This window comes from Brevundimonas sp., assembly GCF_030656255.1.
Lineage (GTDB): Bacteria > Pseudomonadota > Alphaproteobacteria > Caulobacterales > Caulobacteraceae > Brevundimonas.
In genome coordinates this window covers 1-15971 of the sequence record NZ_JAUSOE010000037.1, presented here as the reverse complement: position 1 = coordinate 15971, position 15971 = coordinate 1, and the positions used below count along the sequence as shown (strand labels likewise).

Below are 15971 nucleotides of genomic sequence, written 5' to 3'. Positions count from 1 at the left end.
ACTGAAGCTGCGCGACGAGAGCCGCAAGATCCTGGAAATCCCCGGCCTGCCGGTGTCCGGCACCTGCGTGCGCGTGCCGGTCTTCACCGGCCACTCGCTGTCGATCAATGTCGAGTTCGAACGCGCGATCTCGGTCGCGACCGCGCTGGACCTGCTGGCTAAGGCGCCGGGCGTGGTCGTCACCGCCGTGCCGAACCCGCTGGAGGCGGCGGGCCAGGACCCCGTCTTCGTCGGCCGGGTGCGTCCCGATCCGACGGTCGAGCACGGCCTGGCCCTGTTCGTCTCGAACGACAATCTGCGCAAGGGCGCAGCCCTGAACGCGGTGCAGATCGCCGAGGTTCTGGTTCAGCAGCGCGGCTGATCCGGCCCCAGGCAGGGTTCAGTCGTAGCGCACGCCGCTGAGATAGAGCCCCGCCGAGGGGGCGACGGGGCCGCACCGGGCGCGGTCCTTCGCCTCCAGCGCCGCCTTGACGTCATGGGCGGTCCAGCGGCCCAGACCCACCTCGACCAGGGTGCCGGCCATCGACCGGACCTGGCGGTGAAGGAAGCTGCGGGCCTGGAAGACCAGATGCACCTCCTCGCCGAAACGGGAGACGCGGGCGACGTCCAGGGTCTTGACCGGCGACTTGGACTGGCAGCCCACGTCGCGGAAGGTGGTGAAGTCGTGCAGGCCCACCAGCACCTGGGCCGCATGGTGCATGGCCTCGGCGTCCAGGGTCTTCTTGACGTGCCAGACCCGATCCCGCTCCAGCACCGGCTGGGGGCGGCGGTTCAGGATCCGGTACAGATAGCCCCGGCCGGTGGCCGAGAACCGCGCGTGCCAGTCGGGATCGGGCGCGTATTCGGCCGAAAGAACGCAGACGTCCTGTTTGATCAGATGGGCGTTTATGGCGTTCAGCACCGTATCCACCGGCCAGTCCCGCTCCAGATCGGCATGGATGACCTGGGCCGTGGCGTGAACGCCGGTGTCGGTGCGTCCCGCCGCAGCGATGCGGATCCGCTCGCCCGAAAAGGCCAGTATGGCGGCCTCGACCGCCCCCTGGACCGTCGGCTGGTCCGCCTGGGCCTGAAAGCCGTTATAGGCCGTGCCGTCGTATTCGAGGGTCAGCTTGTAGCGCGGCATCAGCCGAGCACGGTCCCGGCCGGCAGGGGGAAGCCGCGCAGCATCTCCTCGGCCGATTGCGCCGCCTTGCTCTCGCGCTGAACCCGTATCAGGCGTACGGCGCCGGTCCCGCAGGCCACGGTCAGGGCGTCGTCCAGCGCCGCGCCGGGCGCGCCCGAACCGTCGGCCAGGGCCGACAGCAGGGCCTTGATCCGTACAGGGCCGGCCTCAGATGGGGCCTCGAACCAGGCGCCGGGGAAGGGCGACAGGCCGCGGATATGGGCGTCCACCTCGGCCGCCGAACGGGTCCAGTCGATCCGGGCCTCGGCGGGGGTGATCTTCCTGGCATAGGTCGGTTCGCCGACCTGTTCGGTGGGCGAGACGCCGCCGCGGTCAATGGCGGCCAGGGCGCGGGGCCACAGGCCGGCGCCGACATGGGCCATGCGTTCGGACAGGCTGGCGGCCGTGTCGTCGGGCCGGATGTCCATCACCTCGCCCAGCAGGATCGGGCCTTCGTCCAGGCCCAGGCTCATCTGCATGATCTGAACCCCGGTCTCGGCGTCCCCGGCCATGATCGCCCTCTGGATCGGCGCCGCGCCGCGCCAGCGGGGCAGCAGCGAGCCGTGCAGGTTCAGACAGCCCAGCCGGGGCGCGGCCAGCACCTCGGCGTTCAGGATCTGGCCGTAGGCGACGACGCAGGCGGCGTCGAGATCCAGGCTCTGGAAGTTCGCGACGGCCTCGGGGGCCTTCATGCTGTCGGGCGTGAACACCGGCAGACCCATGGTCTCGGCGAAGGCGTGAACCGGCGACGGCGTCAGCTTCTGGCCCCGGCCCCTGGGGCGCGGCGGCTGCGAATAGACGGCGACGATCTCGTGGCCCGAGGCGAGAAGCTCGGCCAGGGACGGCACGGCGAAGTCGGGAGTTCCCATGAAGGCAAGGCGCATGGGCACGCCTTTAACGGCTTGCGGCCTTTACTGCCAGCGGGTGAAGACGCCGCCGCCCTCATCCCATTCGCCGCCCGCGTCCAGGGCGTCGTCGAAATCGAGCAGGCGGTCCAGCAGTAGACCCGCCACCACGCCCAGCAGGGCGACCCCGGCCAGGGTCGCGACCCCGGCGACGCCGATCTTCTGGCTTCGGGTCAGGCGACGACGGCCTTGCGTATCGATGACCAGGGACTGGCCGCGGCGGATGGAGCGGGGGGTGCGTCGGGTCATCAGGCGGCGATCCTGTCGCGGGCGGCCTTCTTGACCTTGGTCACGGCGCGATCCCGCTTCAGCCGCGAAAGATGGTCGATGAAAAGCACGCCGTTAAGGTGGTCCATCTCGTGCTGGATGCAGACGGCGTAGAGGCCTTCGGCCTCTTCCTCCACCGACTGACCGTCACGGTTCAGATAGCGAATGCGGACGCGCGCCGGGCGTTCCACCTTGTCGAAATACTCGGGGATCGACAGGCAGCCCTCTTCGTAGGTGAAGAGCTCGTCCGAGGTCCACAGGATTTCCGGATTGGCGAAGAAGCGCGGATTCTTGCGCGCCTCGGCGGCTTCCGGCGTGTCTTCTTCCTCGGTTTCGCAGACGGTTCCGTCGCGGTCGCCCAGGTCCATGACGATGACCCGGTCCAGGGCGCCGACCTGTACGGCGGCCAGGCCGATGCCCGGCGCGTCGTACATGGTCTCCAGCATGTCGTCCATCAGGGTGCGGACGGCGTCGTCCACGGCCGCGACGGGCTTGGAGACCTGTTTCAGAATCGCCAGGTCGGCGGGGATATCGATGGTGAGGATGCGACGGATGGCCATGGCCGGGACGTAGGCGCGACCCGGCGTCAGGTCAAGATTTCCGCCTATTCCTTGCCGGGCAACGGTCGCGGCTTGCGGTTCTCGTCGATGGCCACATAGGTGAAGACGCCCTGGGTCACGCGAACTGAAGTGGCCAGAGGTTGGCCGCGCGCGCGTTTCCAGGCCTCGACATGGATGCGGATCGAGGTGCGGCCGGTGCCGATGACGTCGGCGTAGATGCTGACTTCATCCCCGACCGCGACCGGCTGGTGAAACACCATGCCGTCCAGCGCCACAGTGGCGCAGCGGCCCTGGGCCAGTTCGAAGGCCGGGGTGGCGCCCGCCACGTCCATCTGGGCCAGCAGCCAGCCGCCGAAGATGTCGCCTTCGGGATTGGTGTCCGCCGGCATGGCGATGATGCGGCCGACGGGACGGGTCTCGGGCGGATATTCGGGCGCGTCGGACATGGGGAAAGCTCTGGCGTTCGGGGAAGGCCGCGTTCCTAGCGCGCCTCGGGCGATTTGTCGCGCTTCGCCCGGGGTTTCCGGGGCGTCTTCGCGGCCTTGGGCGATGCGGTTTGGGGAGGCGTCAGGGTCAGGCGCGACGCGGTTACGGCCTTTGAGTCCCTGAGCGCGCGCCAGGCGCCGCCCAATTCCAGCGCGATCAACAGATGATCTTCTTTGAGAACCCCGCGACGGGCGGCCCGCAGATCAGCGATCTCGTTCAGCAGACGGGACGCCGCGCGAAGGTCCGCCCGGCCGGACCTCGCGCCCAGGTCTTGCAGGCGGGCGAAGCGCCACCCCCTTTCCGCAGGATGGTCCAGCGTCAGGGCGAAGCGCGCCTCTGGCGACAGTTCGGCGGCGATGAAGGTCCAGGCGTCCGCGTCAGGCGGCTTGCGGTAATGGCCGGGCGCGGTCGGCAGTCCCGCATGGGCGTAGACCTCCAGTGCGCCGGCTTCGATCTCGGCGAGCGCGATCTCTAGAGGGTCTGGGTCGGACGGCTTGAAATCGGACGGACGATCAAAAGGGGATGCCGCCGCTCTATCGATGTCTGTCGTTCGCGACTGACCGGCGGTGGATCCGGTCAACCGAGACATCAGGGCCCGCCAGCGCGCCTGCACCGTCAGTCGGTGCTGAGAGAGCTGGTGACCGACACATCATAGATCACGCGTGTCAGGCTCTGGACGACCTCGAAGAATTTGCGGGCTTCGGCGGCGCCGGCCAGGGGCACATAGATCACGTCTTCCGGCATGATCTGCATATTGGTGGCGGCGAAGACGTTGGCGGCTTCGTTGAAGTCCAGCTCATAGACCACGGGCACGCCCTTGGGTGTGGCCGGCTGGGTGATCCCCAAAGCCTGCGCCACTTCCGGACGCTCGAACCGGAAGACCATCACACGCCGGGCGTTGGCGGTGTTGGTGTTCAGGCCGCCGACTTTGGACATGGCGCCGCTCAAGGTCATGGCCCCCGAAGGCATGTCCACCTGGGTCACCGCGTTCAGGGCGCCGAAGGTGGAGAAACGGCGCGGCTTGTACTGGACATTGATCACGTCGCCGCGTTGCAGGCGAACGTTCTCACTGAACTCGGTCGTCACGGCCGTCATGGGGGCCGTATAGGTCTGGCCGCCGCGCTGGATGCTGATGGTCAGGTCGTCGGTTTCACGCGCTGAGCCGCCGGCGGCGGCGATAACGTCCAGGATGCGGTCGCTGTTGACGCCCAGGGGCGCGCGACCGGGTTGGCGTACGTCGCCGAAGACATTGACCGTATTGGAGGCGTTGTCGGCGATGCCGACGAGGACCTGGGGGTTGGCGACCTTGCCGACCAGGGCGCGGCGAACGGCCGCCGCAGCCTGGGGCGCTGTCAAACCTTCGACGCGGACCTGGCCGCCGAAGGGCACGGCGACCGAGCCGCTGCGGTCAACCGTCACGCCCGGCAGGGCCTGGGACCCGCCTGACAGGGTCGTTTGAGCGCGATTGGCGCTGGAGCCGCTGCCGAGCGCGCCGCCGAACAGGGCGCCCGAGGGATCGTAGATCGAGATGGCCAGGGTGTCGCCGACGCCGATGACATCCGCCGGCTGCTCGCTGGAAGCGGCGGCCAGGGTGCCGAAGAACTGAGGCGGCACCATCTTCATCCGCTCGGTGACCTCATAGGTCAGCGGCACCAGAGCATAGCTGCCCTGGGTCTGGGGCGTGGAAGCGCCGGCGTTGATCGAGGCGCCTGATGGTCCGTCGCGGGGCAGGGTGGAGCACCCGCCCAGAATGGCGACGATGGCGAGGGGGAGGATGGTGCGAGTCATAAAGCAGGACGGCCCTTGTTCGCGGACTGATTACAAGTCTTTGGGGACGCCCGCCAGAGGCGACGCGGGCGACAGGCCGATCGCCTCGGCGACGATGTCGAAATGGCCTGCCCAGGACGGCGCCGACTGAGGCGTCGGTCGCGCGGGGCTTTCCAGGGTGGCGCGTTCGACCGCAGCCAGCCAGCCGAGCCCGTCCAGCGGGTCGATCAACTCGGCATCGGGCGTGAGTTCGCGGTGGGCCGGAATGTCAGAAGCGAGCAAGGACAGGCCCATGGCGCGGGCCTCAACCGCCGGGAGGTCGAAGCCTTCGACCGAAGACGGCGCCAGGACCGCGCGTGCGCCCCGCATCAGCCGCGCCAGAAGGACGTCGGAGAGGTTGGAAGCCTGGTGCACGACGCCTTGCAGGTTCGGCGAACGTTCCAGATGGTCCAGCACGGCCTCGTTTTCCCAACCGTAGCGACCGACCAATACGAGGGAGGGCGTTCTTTCGCCCAGCCGTTCTTCCAGCCGCCGCCAAAGAGTCAGCAGAAGCGCCAGGTTCTTGCGGGCCTCGATCGTGCCGACATGAACGAAATAGGGCCGCGTCGTCTCTACGACGTCGCCGTCGATGAAGGCGGGCTCCAACCCCAGGTGCGCAACATGGACGGGCGGTTGAGGCAGGCCTTCGCAGGAGGCGAAGACGCGCAGCTCGTCGCCGGTGGAGGCTGAGTTGACGATGATGCGGCTGGCGTATCGCAAGGTGTTGGCGACACGGGCGTGATGTTTATCGCCGTCGCCGGGACGGCAGAATTCCGGATGGGTGATCGGAATCAGGTCGTGGAGCAGCACCACGCGTTCCACACCCGCCGCCTCCAGCTCAAGCAAGGCGGTCGGCTCGTGCAGCGTGGTGTGGCCCACGTTGAGATAGAGGTCGGCGGGCGGCGGCGCGACGACATGGCGCGAGCGGAAAAACTGTTTCAGCACCCGGCTTCTGTCCGCAGGCTTCTTGTGCGACGGCGCGGGCGGCGGGCTGATCACCGACTGGTTTGGGCGAACTGGTGCGGTCAGCGCGGTCAGCAGCCGCGCTTCGTGCGCCGGATCGCCGGACGCATCGGCCGCTCCGTTCCACCGCCCCCGCAGTTCGACGACGAACCGGCGGAACCACTCGGTTTCGACCGCGATCAGTCGGTTCTTGCGGCCCCGAACCGGTATGGTGACGACGTCGGGGCGGGACAGCAGCCATTCGGCATAGGCCAGACAGACCCGATCGACTCCCGTGGGGGCGGAACGGTCGGCCCGGCTCATCAGCCGGCTGGCGTCGTAAAGGATTCTCATGATCGGGGCGTCAGGCGACGTAGCCGGCCTGCATCAGCTCGGCGATGTGGACGATGGCGGTCGGCCGGCCCTCTTCGACGACAAACAGATTGGCGATCTTGTTGGCGGTCAGCAGATCGACGACGTCGCTCATCCGCGCATCCGGATCGACGGTGATGGGATTGGGGCCCATGATGTCGGCCGCCGTCAGATTGGTGGTCTCGCGCTGGAAGGCGCGGCGGAGGTCGCCGTCGGTGACGATCCCGGCCAGGGTCCCGTCCGGGTCGAGCACGGCGACGGCGCCCTTTCGTCCCTCGGTGATGGCCGAGACGACCTCGCTGAAATTGGCGTTCAGCGGCACGCTGGCGGGGGCGGCGGCGTTGTCGCCCATCCATTCGCGCACGCTCTGCAGGCTCATGCCCAGCGCCCCGCCGGGGTGGTGCAGGCCGAAGTCCATGGCGCTGAAGGCGCGGCGGTCCATCAGCACCATGGCCAGGGCGTCGCCCAGGGCCAGTGTCATCAGGGTCGAGGTCGTGGGCGCCAGGCCGTTGGGGCAGGCCTCGGCCACCTTTGGCATGGTCAGGCAGACGGCGGCGTTGCGGCCCAGGAAACTGGCCGGGCGCTGGGTGATGGCGATGACCGGTATGCCGTTGCGCTGGCAATAGATCAGGGGGTCACGCAGTTCGCGGCTTTCGCCTGAGTTGGAGATGGCCAGCACCGTCACGTCCGGGCGCAGCATGCCCAGGTCGCCATGGCTCATTTCGGCGGGGTGGACGAAGAAGGCGCTGGTGCCGGTCGAGGCCAGGGTGGCGGCGATCTTGCCGCCGATATGGCCGGACTTGCCCATGCCGGTGACGATCACATAGCCCGGCCGGCTCATGATGACGTCGACGGCGCGGGCCATGGAAACGTCGATCGCCCGCTCCAAAGCCTCCAGCGCCTCGATATTAAGCCGCATCACCTCACGCGCACGATCCGTCATGGCGGCGATGTCGTCGGGAGACGAATGGACGATCTCGGTCATGGTCTGGCAGGCCCCTTGCGGGCTCTCCTTAGTTCGAGGCGCGCGATCTGCCCCATCCCAAGGTCGCGCGCAACGTCTCCTTTCAGACGACTTTGTCGCTTTCGGGTCAACCTTTGCCGGAGTGGCGCGTTAGGAGGGGCTGGGGAAGTCAAAATGAGTGCACGCCACATGCCGTCTCACGCCGGAGCCGAAGCTCTATTGCTGCCAACGCCGCCTGTCGTCGCGGACGGGATCGCCCTGTTCCTGGATATGGACGGGGTTTTGGCGCCCATGGCGCCGACGCCGGACGGCGTCGGGCCGGTCGCGCGTCGCACTGCCGCTCTGAAGGCGGTCGAGGCCCGATTGGCGGGCCGCGTCGCCATCGTCAGTGGGCGAACAATAGCCGAGGTCGACCGGATTTCCGACCATGCCCTGACCTCGGCGTCCGGGGTGCATGGGCTGGAGCGTCGGCTGAAAGACGGATCCATCAGCCGTGGTGCGCCGGACGCCGGCGTCGCCGTGGCCCTGGCCGGTTTCCAGGCTTTCGCTGCGGATCGGCCGGGCGTCATCGTCGAGGACAAGGGGGTTTCGGCCGGGCTGCACTATCGCCAGGCGCCGGATCAGACGGACGCGGCGAAGGCCCTGGCCAAACGCCTGCAGGCCGAGACAGGCTTGAGCCTGCAACCCGGCCATATGGTGCTGGAACTCAAGACGCCCGGCGCCGACAAGGGCACGGCCGTGACCGACTTCATGCAGGACGCCCCGTTCAAGGGCGCTGTTCCCGTCATGCTGGGCGACGACCTGACCGACGAGCACGGTTTCGAGGCAGCGGCCGCTCTGGGCGGATATGGCGTGCTGGTGGGGCCGGAGCGCGAGACGGCCGCCCGTTATCGACTGGACGACGTGGACGCCGTCCTGACCTGGCTTGAAGCCGTGGCGAAGGCCTGAACCGATGAAACCGAATCTTGATCTCTTCCCCATCGGCAACTGCGCCATCAGCGCCCTGATCGATCGTCAGGGCCGGTTTGTCTGGGCCTGCGCGCCGCGTGTGGACGGTGACCCGGTCTTCTCGTCCCTGATGAATGGCGAAGATCCCGAACACGGCTATTGGGCCGTCGAACTGGAGGGCCTGAAACACGTCAGCCAGGCCTATATCCGCAACACGCCGGTGCTGCGCACGGTCCTGACGGCGGAAGACGGCGCGGCGGTCGAGATCATCGACTTCGCGCCCCGCCATGCGAAACACTCCCGCACCTATCGGCCCCTGGCGTTCGGGCGGATCATCCGGCCGCTGGAGGGCACGCCGCGCATTCGCATCCGGCTGCGGCCGTCCGCCGATTGGGGCGCCCGGCGGGCGCCCTGCACCTCCGGCTCGAACCATATCCGCTACATCTGCCCGGATGTGACCTTCCGTCTGACCACCGACTGTCCAGTGTCGCATGTGGTCGAAGAACGGGTGTTCCGCCTGGAAAGGCCGCACGCCTTCTTCATGGGGCCTGACGAGGGCTATGATCAGGATGTCGGGCCGGGCGTTCAGGCGGCGCTGGACCGCACCATCGCCTATTGGCAGGAGTGGGTGCGCAAACTGTATCTGCCGCTGGACTACCAGGAGGCGGTGATCCGCGCGGCCATCACCCTGAAACTGTGCGCCTATGAGGAGACCGGGGCCATCGTCGCCGCCATGACCACTTCGGTGCCCGAGTTCAAGGAAAGCGGCCGCAACTGGGACTATCGTTACTGCTGGATCCGCGACGCCTATTATACGGTGCGGGCGCTGAACCGGCTAGGCGCGGTCGATATTCTGGAAAACTATCTCGGCTATCTGCGCAACCTGGTCGATGACGCCGACGGCGGCCATGTGCAGCCAGTTTATGGCGTGGGGCTGGAGCCCGGTATCGGCGAGAGCATCGTCGATACGGTCGAAGGTTATCGCGGCATGAAGCCGGTGCGGATCGGCAATCAGGCGCACGAACATCTGCAGCATGACGTGTACGGACAGATCGTCCTGCCGCTGGTCCAGGCCTTCTACGACCAGCGCCTGTTGCGCCCCGGAACGGTCGAGGATTTCCACGCCCTGGAGAAGGTCGGCGAACGCGCCTTCGCCATGCACGATCAGACCGACGCCGGCCTGTGGGAGTTCCGCACCATCGCGCGGGTCCACACCTATTCGTCGGTCATGTGCTGGGCGGCGTGCGACCGTCTGGCCAAGGCGGCGGACCATCTGGGCCTGACCGCGCGGGGCGAGATCTGGCGCGAACGGGCGACCATCATCCGCGAACGGGTCGAGGCCGAAACCTTCCTGCCGGACGAGGGGCGGTTCGCCGCCAGTTTCGGCGGCCGCGAACTGGACGCCTCCCTGCTGCAACTGACGGATCTGGGATTCCTTGACGCCCACGACCCGCGCCAGGTCGCCACCTTCGACGCCATCGAGCGCGATCTGAAGAAGGGCGCCTTCCTGTTCCGCTATGTCGAACCGGATGATTTCGGCGAGCCGGAGACGGCCTTCAACTTCTGCACCTTCTGGTTCATCGAGGCCCTGCACCAGAACGGCCGGGTCGAAGAAGCGCGCGAAATTTTCCAGGAAATGCTGAGCCGCCGCACCGAGGCGGGTCTGCTGAGCGAGGATATTTCGGTCGAGGACGGCGAACTGTGGGGCAACTACCCCCAGACCTATTCGCTGGTCGGCATCATCAATTGCGCCGTGATGTTGAGCCGATCCTGGACCGACGTGCGTTAAGCCGCCGAACACCGTGTCTGTCCCCGGGGCTGGGGTCGTTGCCGAAGTGAAGTCATGAGCCGTCTTATCGTCGTATCCAACCGGGTTTCGGCCCCCACTGACCCCGCCGCAGGCTCGGCCGGCGGCCTGGCCATGGCCCTGTCCGCCGCCCTGAGAAAATACGAGGGTCTGTGGTTCGGCTGGTCGGGCGAGACGATCGAGACCTTCACCGGCGAGATGAAGGTGGAGGACCGGGCGGGCGTCACGGTCGGCCTGGTCGATCTGGAGCCGCAGGACGTCGACGAATATTACAACGGCTACGCCAACAAGACCCTGTGGCCCCTGTTCCACCACCGGATCGACCTGGCCCAGTACGAGCGGTCCTATGGCGAGGGCTATGAACGGGTGAACCGCCGGTTCGCCGAGGTTCTGGCGCCGGTGATCGAGCCGGACGACATCATCTGGATCCACGACTATCACATGATCCCGATGGCGCGGGACCTGCGCCGCCTGGGAATCCGCAACCGGATCGGCTTCTTCCTGCACACGCCCTGGCCGGCGCGTCAGCTGCTGGTCACCCTGCCCCACCACCGCCGGCTGGTGGAATCGATGTTCGATTTCGACTTGATCGGTTTCCATACCCAGGAATGGAGCGATCTGTTCACCGACTATGTGGTCAGCGAGGCTCAGGGCGAGCTGTTCGGCCATGGCGGGCTGGAGTGTTTCGGGCGACGGGTTCAGACCGGCGTCTTCCCCATCGGCATCGACGTGGACGGCTTCCTGGCGGCGCGGAACTCGACCCTCGGGGCGCGGACCTATGATCGGATGGCGGCCTCGGCCGCCTTCCGGTCGATGATCGTCGGCGTGGACCGGCTGGATTACTCCAAGGGCCTGGAGGAACGGCTGCTGGGCTATGAGCAGTTCCTGCACGACAACGCCTCGATGCGGGGCGAGGTCTTCCTGCTGCAGGTGACGCCCATCTCGCGCGACGACGTGGATTCCTATCAGGATCTGCGGGCGCGGCTGGATTCGCTGGCCGGGCGGGTCAACGGCGCCTTCGGCGACATGGACTGGCAGCCGGTCCGCTATCTGAACCGCACCTATCGCCGCGATCAGCTGGCCGGCATCTATCGCGCGGCCCGGGTCGGGCTGGTGACGCCGTTGCGCGACGGCATGAACCTGGTGGCCAAGGAATATGTCGCGGCCCAGAACCCGGAGGATCCCGGCGTGCTGATCCTGTCGCGTTTCGCCGGGGCGGCGGAACAGATGGGCGAGGCCCTGCTGGTCAATCCTTACAGCCGCGAGGAGCTGTCGGACGCGATCCAGAAGGCCCTGACCATGCCCCTGTCCGAGCGGATCCGGAAATGGGAGGCCCTGATGCAGGTGGTGCGCGACACCGATGTCGGCATCTGGCGTGACGATTTCGTCAAGGCGCTGCGGTCCGTGGCCGGCGAGCCCGAGACGGCCCAGTGGGCCGGGGCGGCCTGACGCCTCAGCGCAGGTCGAAGGCCAGCAGCAGGGTGCGCTGGGCGGGGTTGGCGTTGTCGTCGGACAGCAGATAAAGCCGCGTCGTCTGGCCGCGCCGTTCAGCCGCCACCCCCTCGAAATTATCGGTCGTGCCGGGCAGTTTCAGCTCGATCAGCACCGGTCCCGGCGTCCCGTCCGGCGACAGACGGCGAAGACGGCCGCGCATGTCGAACGGCGGGCTGTAGCTGCGCTGGACCATGAACCAGCCCTCGCCGTCCGGGTCGCGATCCAGGCCGGTGTTGCGATAGTCGCCGCCGCCCGGCGCCTCGGTTGGTTGCGGGGCGACCGGGCGACATCCAGCAGACGTGCAATCCCAGACGCCGCCCGTCTCGCCCGCCGCGCGCCAGCCCTCGGCGCGGTCGCCCGGAAGGGCCGCAGCCAGACCTTCCATGCCTTCGTTGTCGGGGAAGACGGCGTCGGGCGAGGCTGCTGGCGTCGGCGTCTTCAGGGCCGACAGGGGGCCATAGTTCCAGATGCGATGATGCCGCTCGAAACTGATCAACAGGTCGCCCGAACGGGTCAGGGCCAGCCCCTCGGCGTCGCCGTCGACCTTGTCCGTGATCGGCCGACCGTCTTCCAGCGTCAGTCGGCGCGAGGCCAGACGGTCAAGGCCCACCAGCCGCCCCTGGGCGTCCAACCGCAACTGGCCGCGCACCAGGTCCCCCGCGTCCGACACGGCCACAAAGCCGCCGTCGCCGGTCAGCTTCAGGTCCGACAGGCCATGCAGCGGCGAACCCAGGCCGGCCACGATCTCCACTCCGCCCGCGAAACTCACGCCGGGCGCCAGGACCGCGCCCGGCAGCCCCAGGCCGACGGCCTTCAGCTCGGCCGGAGCGTAGGTCCAGCCGTTCATCCCGGCCAGGTTCGGCTGGGGCGCGCTGAGCGCGGTGGCGCAGGCCGTCAGCGACAGGGCGGCCCAGACAGCGGCCAGGCGGCGGAAACGGGTCACGCGGCCAGCTTCTTTCGCGTCCGGCGGGTGGGCCCCGCGGCGCCCTCGGCCTCGAACAGTTCGGCCAGTTTCTCGGTCATGGCGCCGGCCAGTTGCTCGACATCGACGATGGTCAGGGCCTTGCGGTACCAGCGGGTCACGTCGTGGCCGATGCCGATGGCCAGCAGTTCGACCGGCGACCGGTCCTCGATCTCGGCGATCACCTGGCGCAGGTGTTTGTCCAGATAGAGGGCGGCGTTGGCCGACTGGGTCGAGTCGTCGACCGGCGAACCGTCGGAAATGACCATCAGGATGCGGCGCTGCTCGGTGCGGGCCAACAGGCGATTGTGCGCCCATTGCAGGGCCTCGCCGTCGATATTCTCTTTCAGCAGACCCTCGCGCATCATCAGGCCCAGGTTCTTCTTGGCCCGCCGCCAGGGCGCGTCTGCGGCCTTGTAGATGATGTGGCGCAGGTCGTTCAGGCGGCCTGGATTGGCGGGCTTGCCGGCGGTGATCCACGCCTCGCGGCTCTGTCCGCCCTTCCAGGCCCGGGTGGTGAAGCCCAGGATCTCGACCTTGACCCCGCACCGTTCCAGGGTCCGCGCCAGTATGTCGGCGCAGACCGCCGCCACCATGATCGGTCGCCCGCGCATCGAGCCGGAGTTGTCCAGCAACAGGGTCACGACCGTATCGCGGAACGGGCTTTCGCTCTCGGCCTTGAACGACAGGGGGGCGGTGGGGTCGGTGACGATCCGGGTCAGGCGGGCCGTGTCCAGCATCCCCTCTTCAAGATCGAACATCCAGGACCGGTTCTGCTGCGCCAGCAGGCGGCGTTGCAGCTTGTTGGCCAGGCGAGAGACCACGCTGGACAGGATGGTCAGCTGCTGGTCCAGCAGGTTGCGCAGCCGCTCCAACTCCATCGGGTCGCACAGGTCGGCGGCGTCCACCACCTCGTCATAGGCGGTGGTGAAGACGCGGTAGAAGTCGACCGCCCGGCCGTCGTCGGCGGTCTGCTGGCGATTGGGCTGCTGGCCCTCGTTCAGCTCAGGCCCGTCTTCGGAGGCGTCGCCTTGCGGGTCGCCGGGCGCGCCTTCGGGTCGGCTGTCGCGTTCTTCCTCCGACGACTGATCGTCGGCGTCGCCCTCCATCGATTGGGAGCCTTCGCCGCCCTGTTCATCTTCGTCCTGATCCGGCTCGTCGCTGGCCTCAGGTTCTTGAGGATCGGGTTCGTCCTCGCCGGGGTCGTCGGACGAGTCTTCGCCCCGCCCGTCGCCGGGATCCAGGTCGAGGGCGCGCAGCACCTCGCGCATCTTCTCGGCGAAGCCCGCCTGATCGCCCGCCGTCGCCGCCAGGGCGTCCAGCTTGTCTCCGGCCTTGACCTCGATGCCCGCGCGGACCAGGTCCAGCATGGATTTGGCGCCGTCGGGCGACGGACGGCCCGTCAGGCGTTCGCGCACCAGCAGGGCCACGGCTTCGGCCACCGGCACCCGGTCGGCGTCGGCGATGCGCAGGGCGCCGGTCTTTTCCAGCCGGGTGACCAGGGCGGCCCCCATATTGTCACGCACACCGGCCAGATATTCGGAGCCCACAACCTCGACCCGCGCCTGTTCGACCGCGTCGAACACCTCGGCCGCCTTGGTGTCGAGGGGCCGCATCCGGGCGTTGATCGCCGTGTCGTGATTGGCGAGGCGCAGCGCCAGCCGATCAGCCTGGCCCCGCAGGGACGCGCTCTCGGGCCCCGAGGGGTCGCGCGGCGGATGCGGCAGGGTCAGGATCCCGCCGACCAGCTTGGGTCCGTCAGACCCGAACACCACCTCCAGCTCGGGCTGTTCAGCCAGGGCGCGGGCGGCATGGCCCAGCGCGCGCTTGAAGGTTTCGGCGGGAGTATCCGGGGCGGCCATGGCCTCCAGTTAATCCCTTCGCGCCTGCGATAAAAGCGCGATCAGCCCGCTTTTCGGATCGGCGTCCACCGGCCGTAGGTCAGACAGCGCCAGACCCACTCCAGCGGACCCATGCGGAAGGCCGACAACCATAGTGGGGACCAGACCAATTGCACCGCCCAGACGGCCGCCACCAGGCCCCACATGCCGACATAATCCACCTGACCGAACAGGCGCGGCCCCCAGGGCATGTAGAACAGGCTGGTCATGATCAGGGTTTGGGTCAGATAGTTGGTGAAGGCCATTTGGCCCACCGGCCGCAAGGGCGCCAGCCACGACGCTCCATGTCGCGTGACCAGGACGATCAGGCTGACATAGGCCAGGGTGATGAAGATCGGGAAGGAGGCGACGACCTCCGACAGACCCCGCGTCGGGTGAGCGCCCCGGGGCGCCATGACCTCGGCCCATTCCAGCACGCCCAGCAGGGCCAGCACCGCCCCGCCGACCGCGATGACCGCCAGATAGAGGCCCGTCGGCGCCCGGCCGCTGAGGAAGCCCGCCTTGAACAGGCCCATGCCCGTCATCATCAGGGCCACGGTCGAAAAGACGAACATGCTCAGACTGGCGCCCTGAAGGAACAGCCAGGCGGTCAGGTTCTGGCCCATGGCCCCGGCCCAACCGCTGCGATAGGCGGCGATGGCGGCGTTGACGGCGTCGAGCGAATATTGCGGGCCGCCCTCCTTCATCGCCTCGACGACCACGGGCGGACCGGCGACCATCAGCCAGGCGGCGCCGGCCTGCATCGCACCCAGCGCCAGGGTCACGCCCAGGCCGATCCCGATCAGGAGGCGGGCCGAGAACGACCGCATCAGCATCACGAACAGGCCGGACCAGGCGTAGAGCAGCAGGACGTCGCCGTACCAGAAGGCCAGGCCGTGGATCAGGGCGATGATCGCCAGCCAGAACAGCCGGCGCCGCAACAGCCGCCCGCGCGCCGCATCCTCCCGCTCGCCCCCGACCAGGAAGATCGAGGCGCCGAAGAGCATCGAGAAAAGGGTGATGAATTTCTGGTGGAAGAAGACATCCACCGCCCAGCGCGCCACGGCGTTGGCGCCGGTCACGGGAAAGGGGCTGAGGTTTGGGTCGCTATAGACCATGAAGGGCAGGCCGAAAGAGACGACATTGACGGCCAATATGCCCAGCACGGCCAGGCCGCGCATGACGTCCAAGCTGACGATCCTCGCCGCCGCCTCGACCGGCGCCAGGACGGCGTCGCCGACCCCGGCGCGGTCATTCCCTTGGCTTTCCATCGACATCGGATCCCCCAATCCTGCGGCCGAAAGGGCCGTCGGTCCTAACCTTTCGGCATCAATCCCAACCGATCCTTGACCGCCGGCTTGGCCTCGAAGGCGATGAAGGCGGCGCACAGGCCGGCCCACAGGGCGTAGCTGACGCC

General features: G+C 67.9%; 16 protein-coding genes. 4 read left to right on the top strand and 12 right to left on the bottom strand.

The window, feature by feature from the left end; genetic code table 11:
* Positions 1 to 361 (top strand): Asd/ArgC dimerization domain-containing protein (locus tag Q7J26_RS04545; protein WP_304935320.1); only part of this gene is annotated, 361 nt, incomplete at its 5' end.
* 18 nt (positions 362 to 379) lie between these two features.
* Here Q7J26_RS04545 and truA read toward each other — a convergent pair.
* Genes truA through Q7J26_RS04500 form a run of 9 tightly spaced genes read right to left on the bottom strand, consistent with a single transcriptional unit; the run spans position 380 to position 7485 of the window.
* On the bottom strand, positions 380 to 1123 hold the full coding sequence (gene truA / locus Q7J26_RS04540) for a tRNA pseudouridine(38-40) synthase TruA (RefSeq protein ID WP_304935319.1): 744 nt from the start codon (positions 1121 to 1123) through the stop codon (positions 380 to 382).
* Positions 1123 to 2046: a methionyl-tRNA formyltransferase gene (gene fmt, locus Q7J26_RS04535; RefSeq protein ID WP_304935318.1), complete on the bottom strand. Its 924-nt coding sequence runs from the start codon at positions 2044 to 2046 to the stop codon at positions 1123 to 1125. Before fmt ends, truA begins: the two co-directional genes overlap by 1 nt.
* 27 nt (positions 2047 to 2073) lie before the next feature.
* Positions 2074 to 2316: a hypothetical protein gene (locus Q7J26_RS04530; RefSeq protein ID WP_304935317.1), complete on the bottom strand. Its 243-nt coding sequence runs from the start codon at positions 2314 to 2316 to the stop codon at positions 2074 to 2076.
* Positions 2316 to 2894 (bottom strand): peptide deformylase, encoded by a 579-nt coding sequence (gene def, locus Q7J26_RS04525; protein ID WP_304935316.1) that lies wholly within the window; start codon positions 2892 to 2894, stop codon positions 2316 to 2318. The genes Q7J26_RS04530 and def overlap by 1 nt, the downstream gene beginning before the upstream one ends.
* A 44-nt stretch (positions 2895 to 2938) precedes the next feature.
* Positions 2939 to 3340 (bottom strand): acyl-CoA thioesterase, encoded by a 402-nt coding sequence (locus tag Q7J26_RS04520; RefSeq protein ID WP_304935315.1) that lies wholly within the window; start codon positions 3338 to 3340, stop codon positions 2939 to 2941.
* A 35-nt stretch (positions 3341 to 3375) separates the two neighbouring features.
* Entirely contained in the window at positions 3376 to 3969 is a 594-nt protein-coding gene (locus tag Q7J26_RS04515; protein WP_304935314.1) for a hypothetical protein, read from the bottom strand.
* A 26-nt stretch (positions 3970 to 3995) separates the two neighbouring features.
* Positions 3996 to 5168: a polysaccharide biosynthesis/export family protein gene (locus tag Q7J26_RS04510; RefSeq protein WP_304935313.1), complete on the bottom strand. Its 1173-nt coding sequence runs from the start codon at positions 5166 to 5168 to the stop codon at positions 3996 to 3998.
* Between the two features lie 30 nt (positions 5169 to 5198).
* Positions 5199 to 6482 (bottom strand): glycosyltransferase family 1 protein, encoded by a 1284-nt coding sequence (locus Q7J26_RS04505; protein WP_304935312.1) that lies wholly within the window; start codon positions 6480 to 6482, stop codon positions 5199 to 5201.
* A gap of 10 nt (positions 6483 to 6492) precedes the next feature.
* Entirely contained in the window at positions 6493 to 7485 is a 993-nt protein-coding gene (locus Q7J26_RS04500) for an SIS domain-containing protein (protein ID WP_304935311.1), read from the bottom strand.
* Between the two features lie 153 nt (positions 7486 to 7638).
* On the opposite strand from Q7J26_RS04500, the gene otsB reads away from it, so the two are divergent.
* From otsB to Q7J26_RS04485, 3 genes are read left to right on the top strand one after another with little or no spacing between them, the layout of a single operon-like run.
* Positions 7639 to 8412, top strand: a complete 774-nt coding sequence (otsB, locus tag Q7J26_RS04495; protein ID WP_370651910.1) for a trehalose-phosphatase — start codon at positions 7639 to 7641, stop codon at positions 8410 to 8412.
* A gap of 4 nt (positions 8413 to 8416) precedes the next feature.
* A complete protein-coding gene (locus tag Q7J26_RS04490) occupies positions 8417 to 10201 on the top strand; it encodes a glycoside hydrolase family 15 protein (protein WP_304935310.1) in 1785 nt (594 codons plus the stop codon).
* 54 nt (positions 10202 to 10255) lie between these two features.
* Positions 10256 to 11668, top strand: a complete 1413-nt coding sequence (locus Q7J26_RS04485) for a trehalose-6-phosphate synthase (protein ID WP_304935309.1) — start codon at positions 10256 to 10258, stop codon at positions 11666 to 11668.
* A 4-nt stretch (positions 11669 to 11672) separates the two neighbouring features.
* Here the strand turns inward: Q7J26_RS04485 and Q7J26_RS04480 are convergent, their stop codons facing one another.
* The 3 genes from Q7J26_RS04480 to Q7J26_RS04470 are packed head-to-tail and all read right to left on the bottom strand — an operon-like array spanning position 11673 to position 15825.
* Positions 11673 to 12656: an esterase-like activity of phytase family protein gene (locus Q7J26_RS04480; protein WP_304935308.1), complete on the bottom strand. Its 984-nt coding sequence runs from the start codon at positions 12654 to 12656 to the stop codon at positions 11673 to 11675.
* Complete coding sequence (gene cobT / locus Q7J26_RS04475; RefSeq protein ID WP_304935307.1) at positions 12653 to 14536, bottom strand: cobaltochelatase subunit CobT; 1884 nt, start codon at positions 14534 to 14536, stop codon at positions 12653 to 12655. Before cobT ends, Q7J26_RS04480 begins: the two co-directional genes overlap by 4 nt.
* A gap of 41 nt (positions 14537 to 14577) precedes the next feature.
* On the bottom strand, positions 14578 to 15825 hold the full coding sequence (locus Q7J26_RS04470; RefSeq protein ID WP_304935306.1) for a DUF418 domain-containing protein: 1248 nt from the start codon (positions 15823 to 15825) through the stop codon (positions 14578 to 14580).
* Positions 15826 to 15971 lie beyond the last annotated feature (146 nt).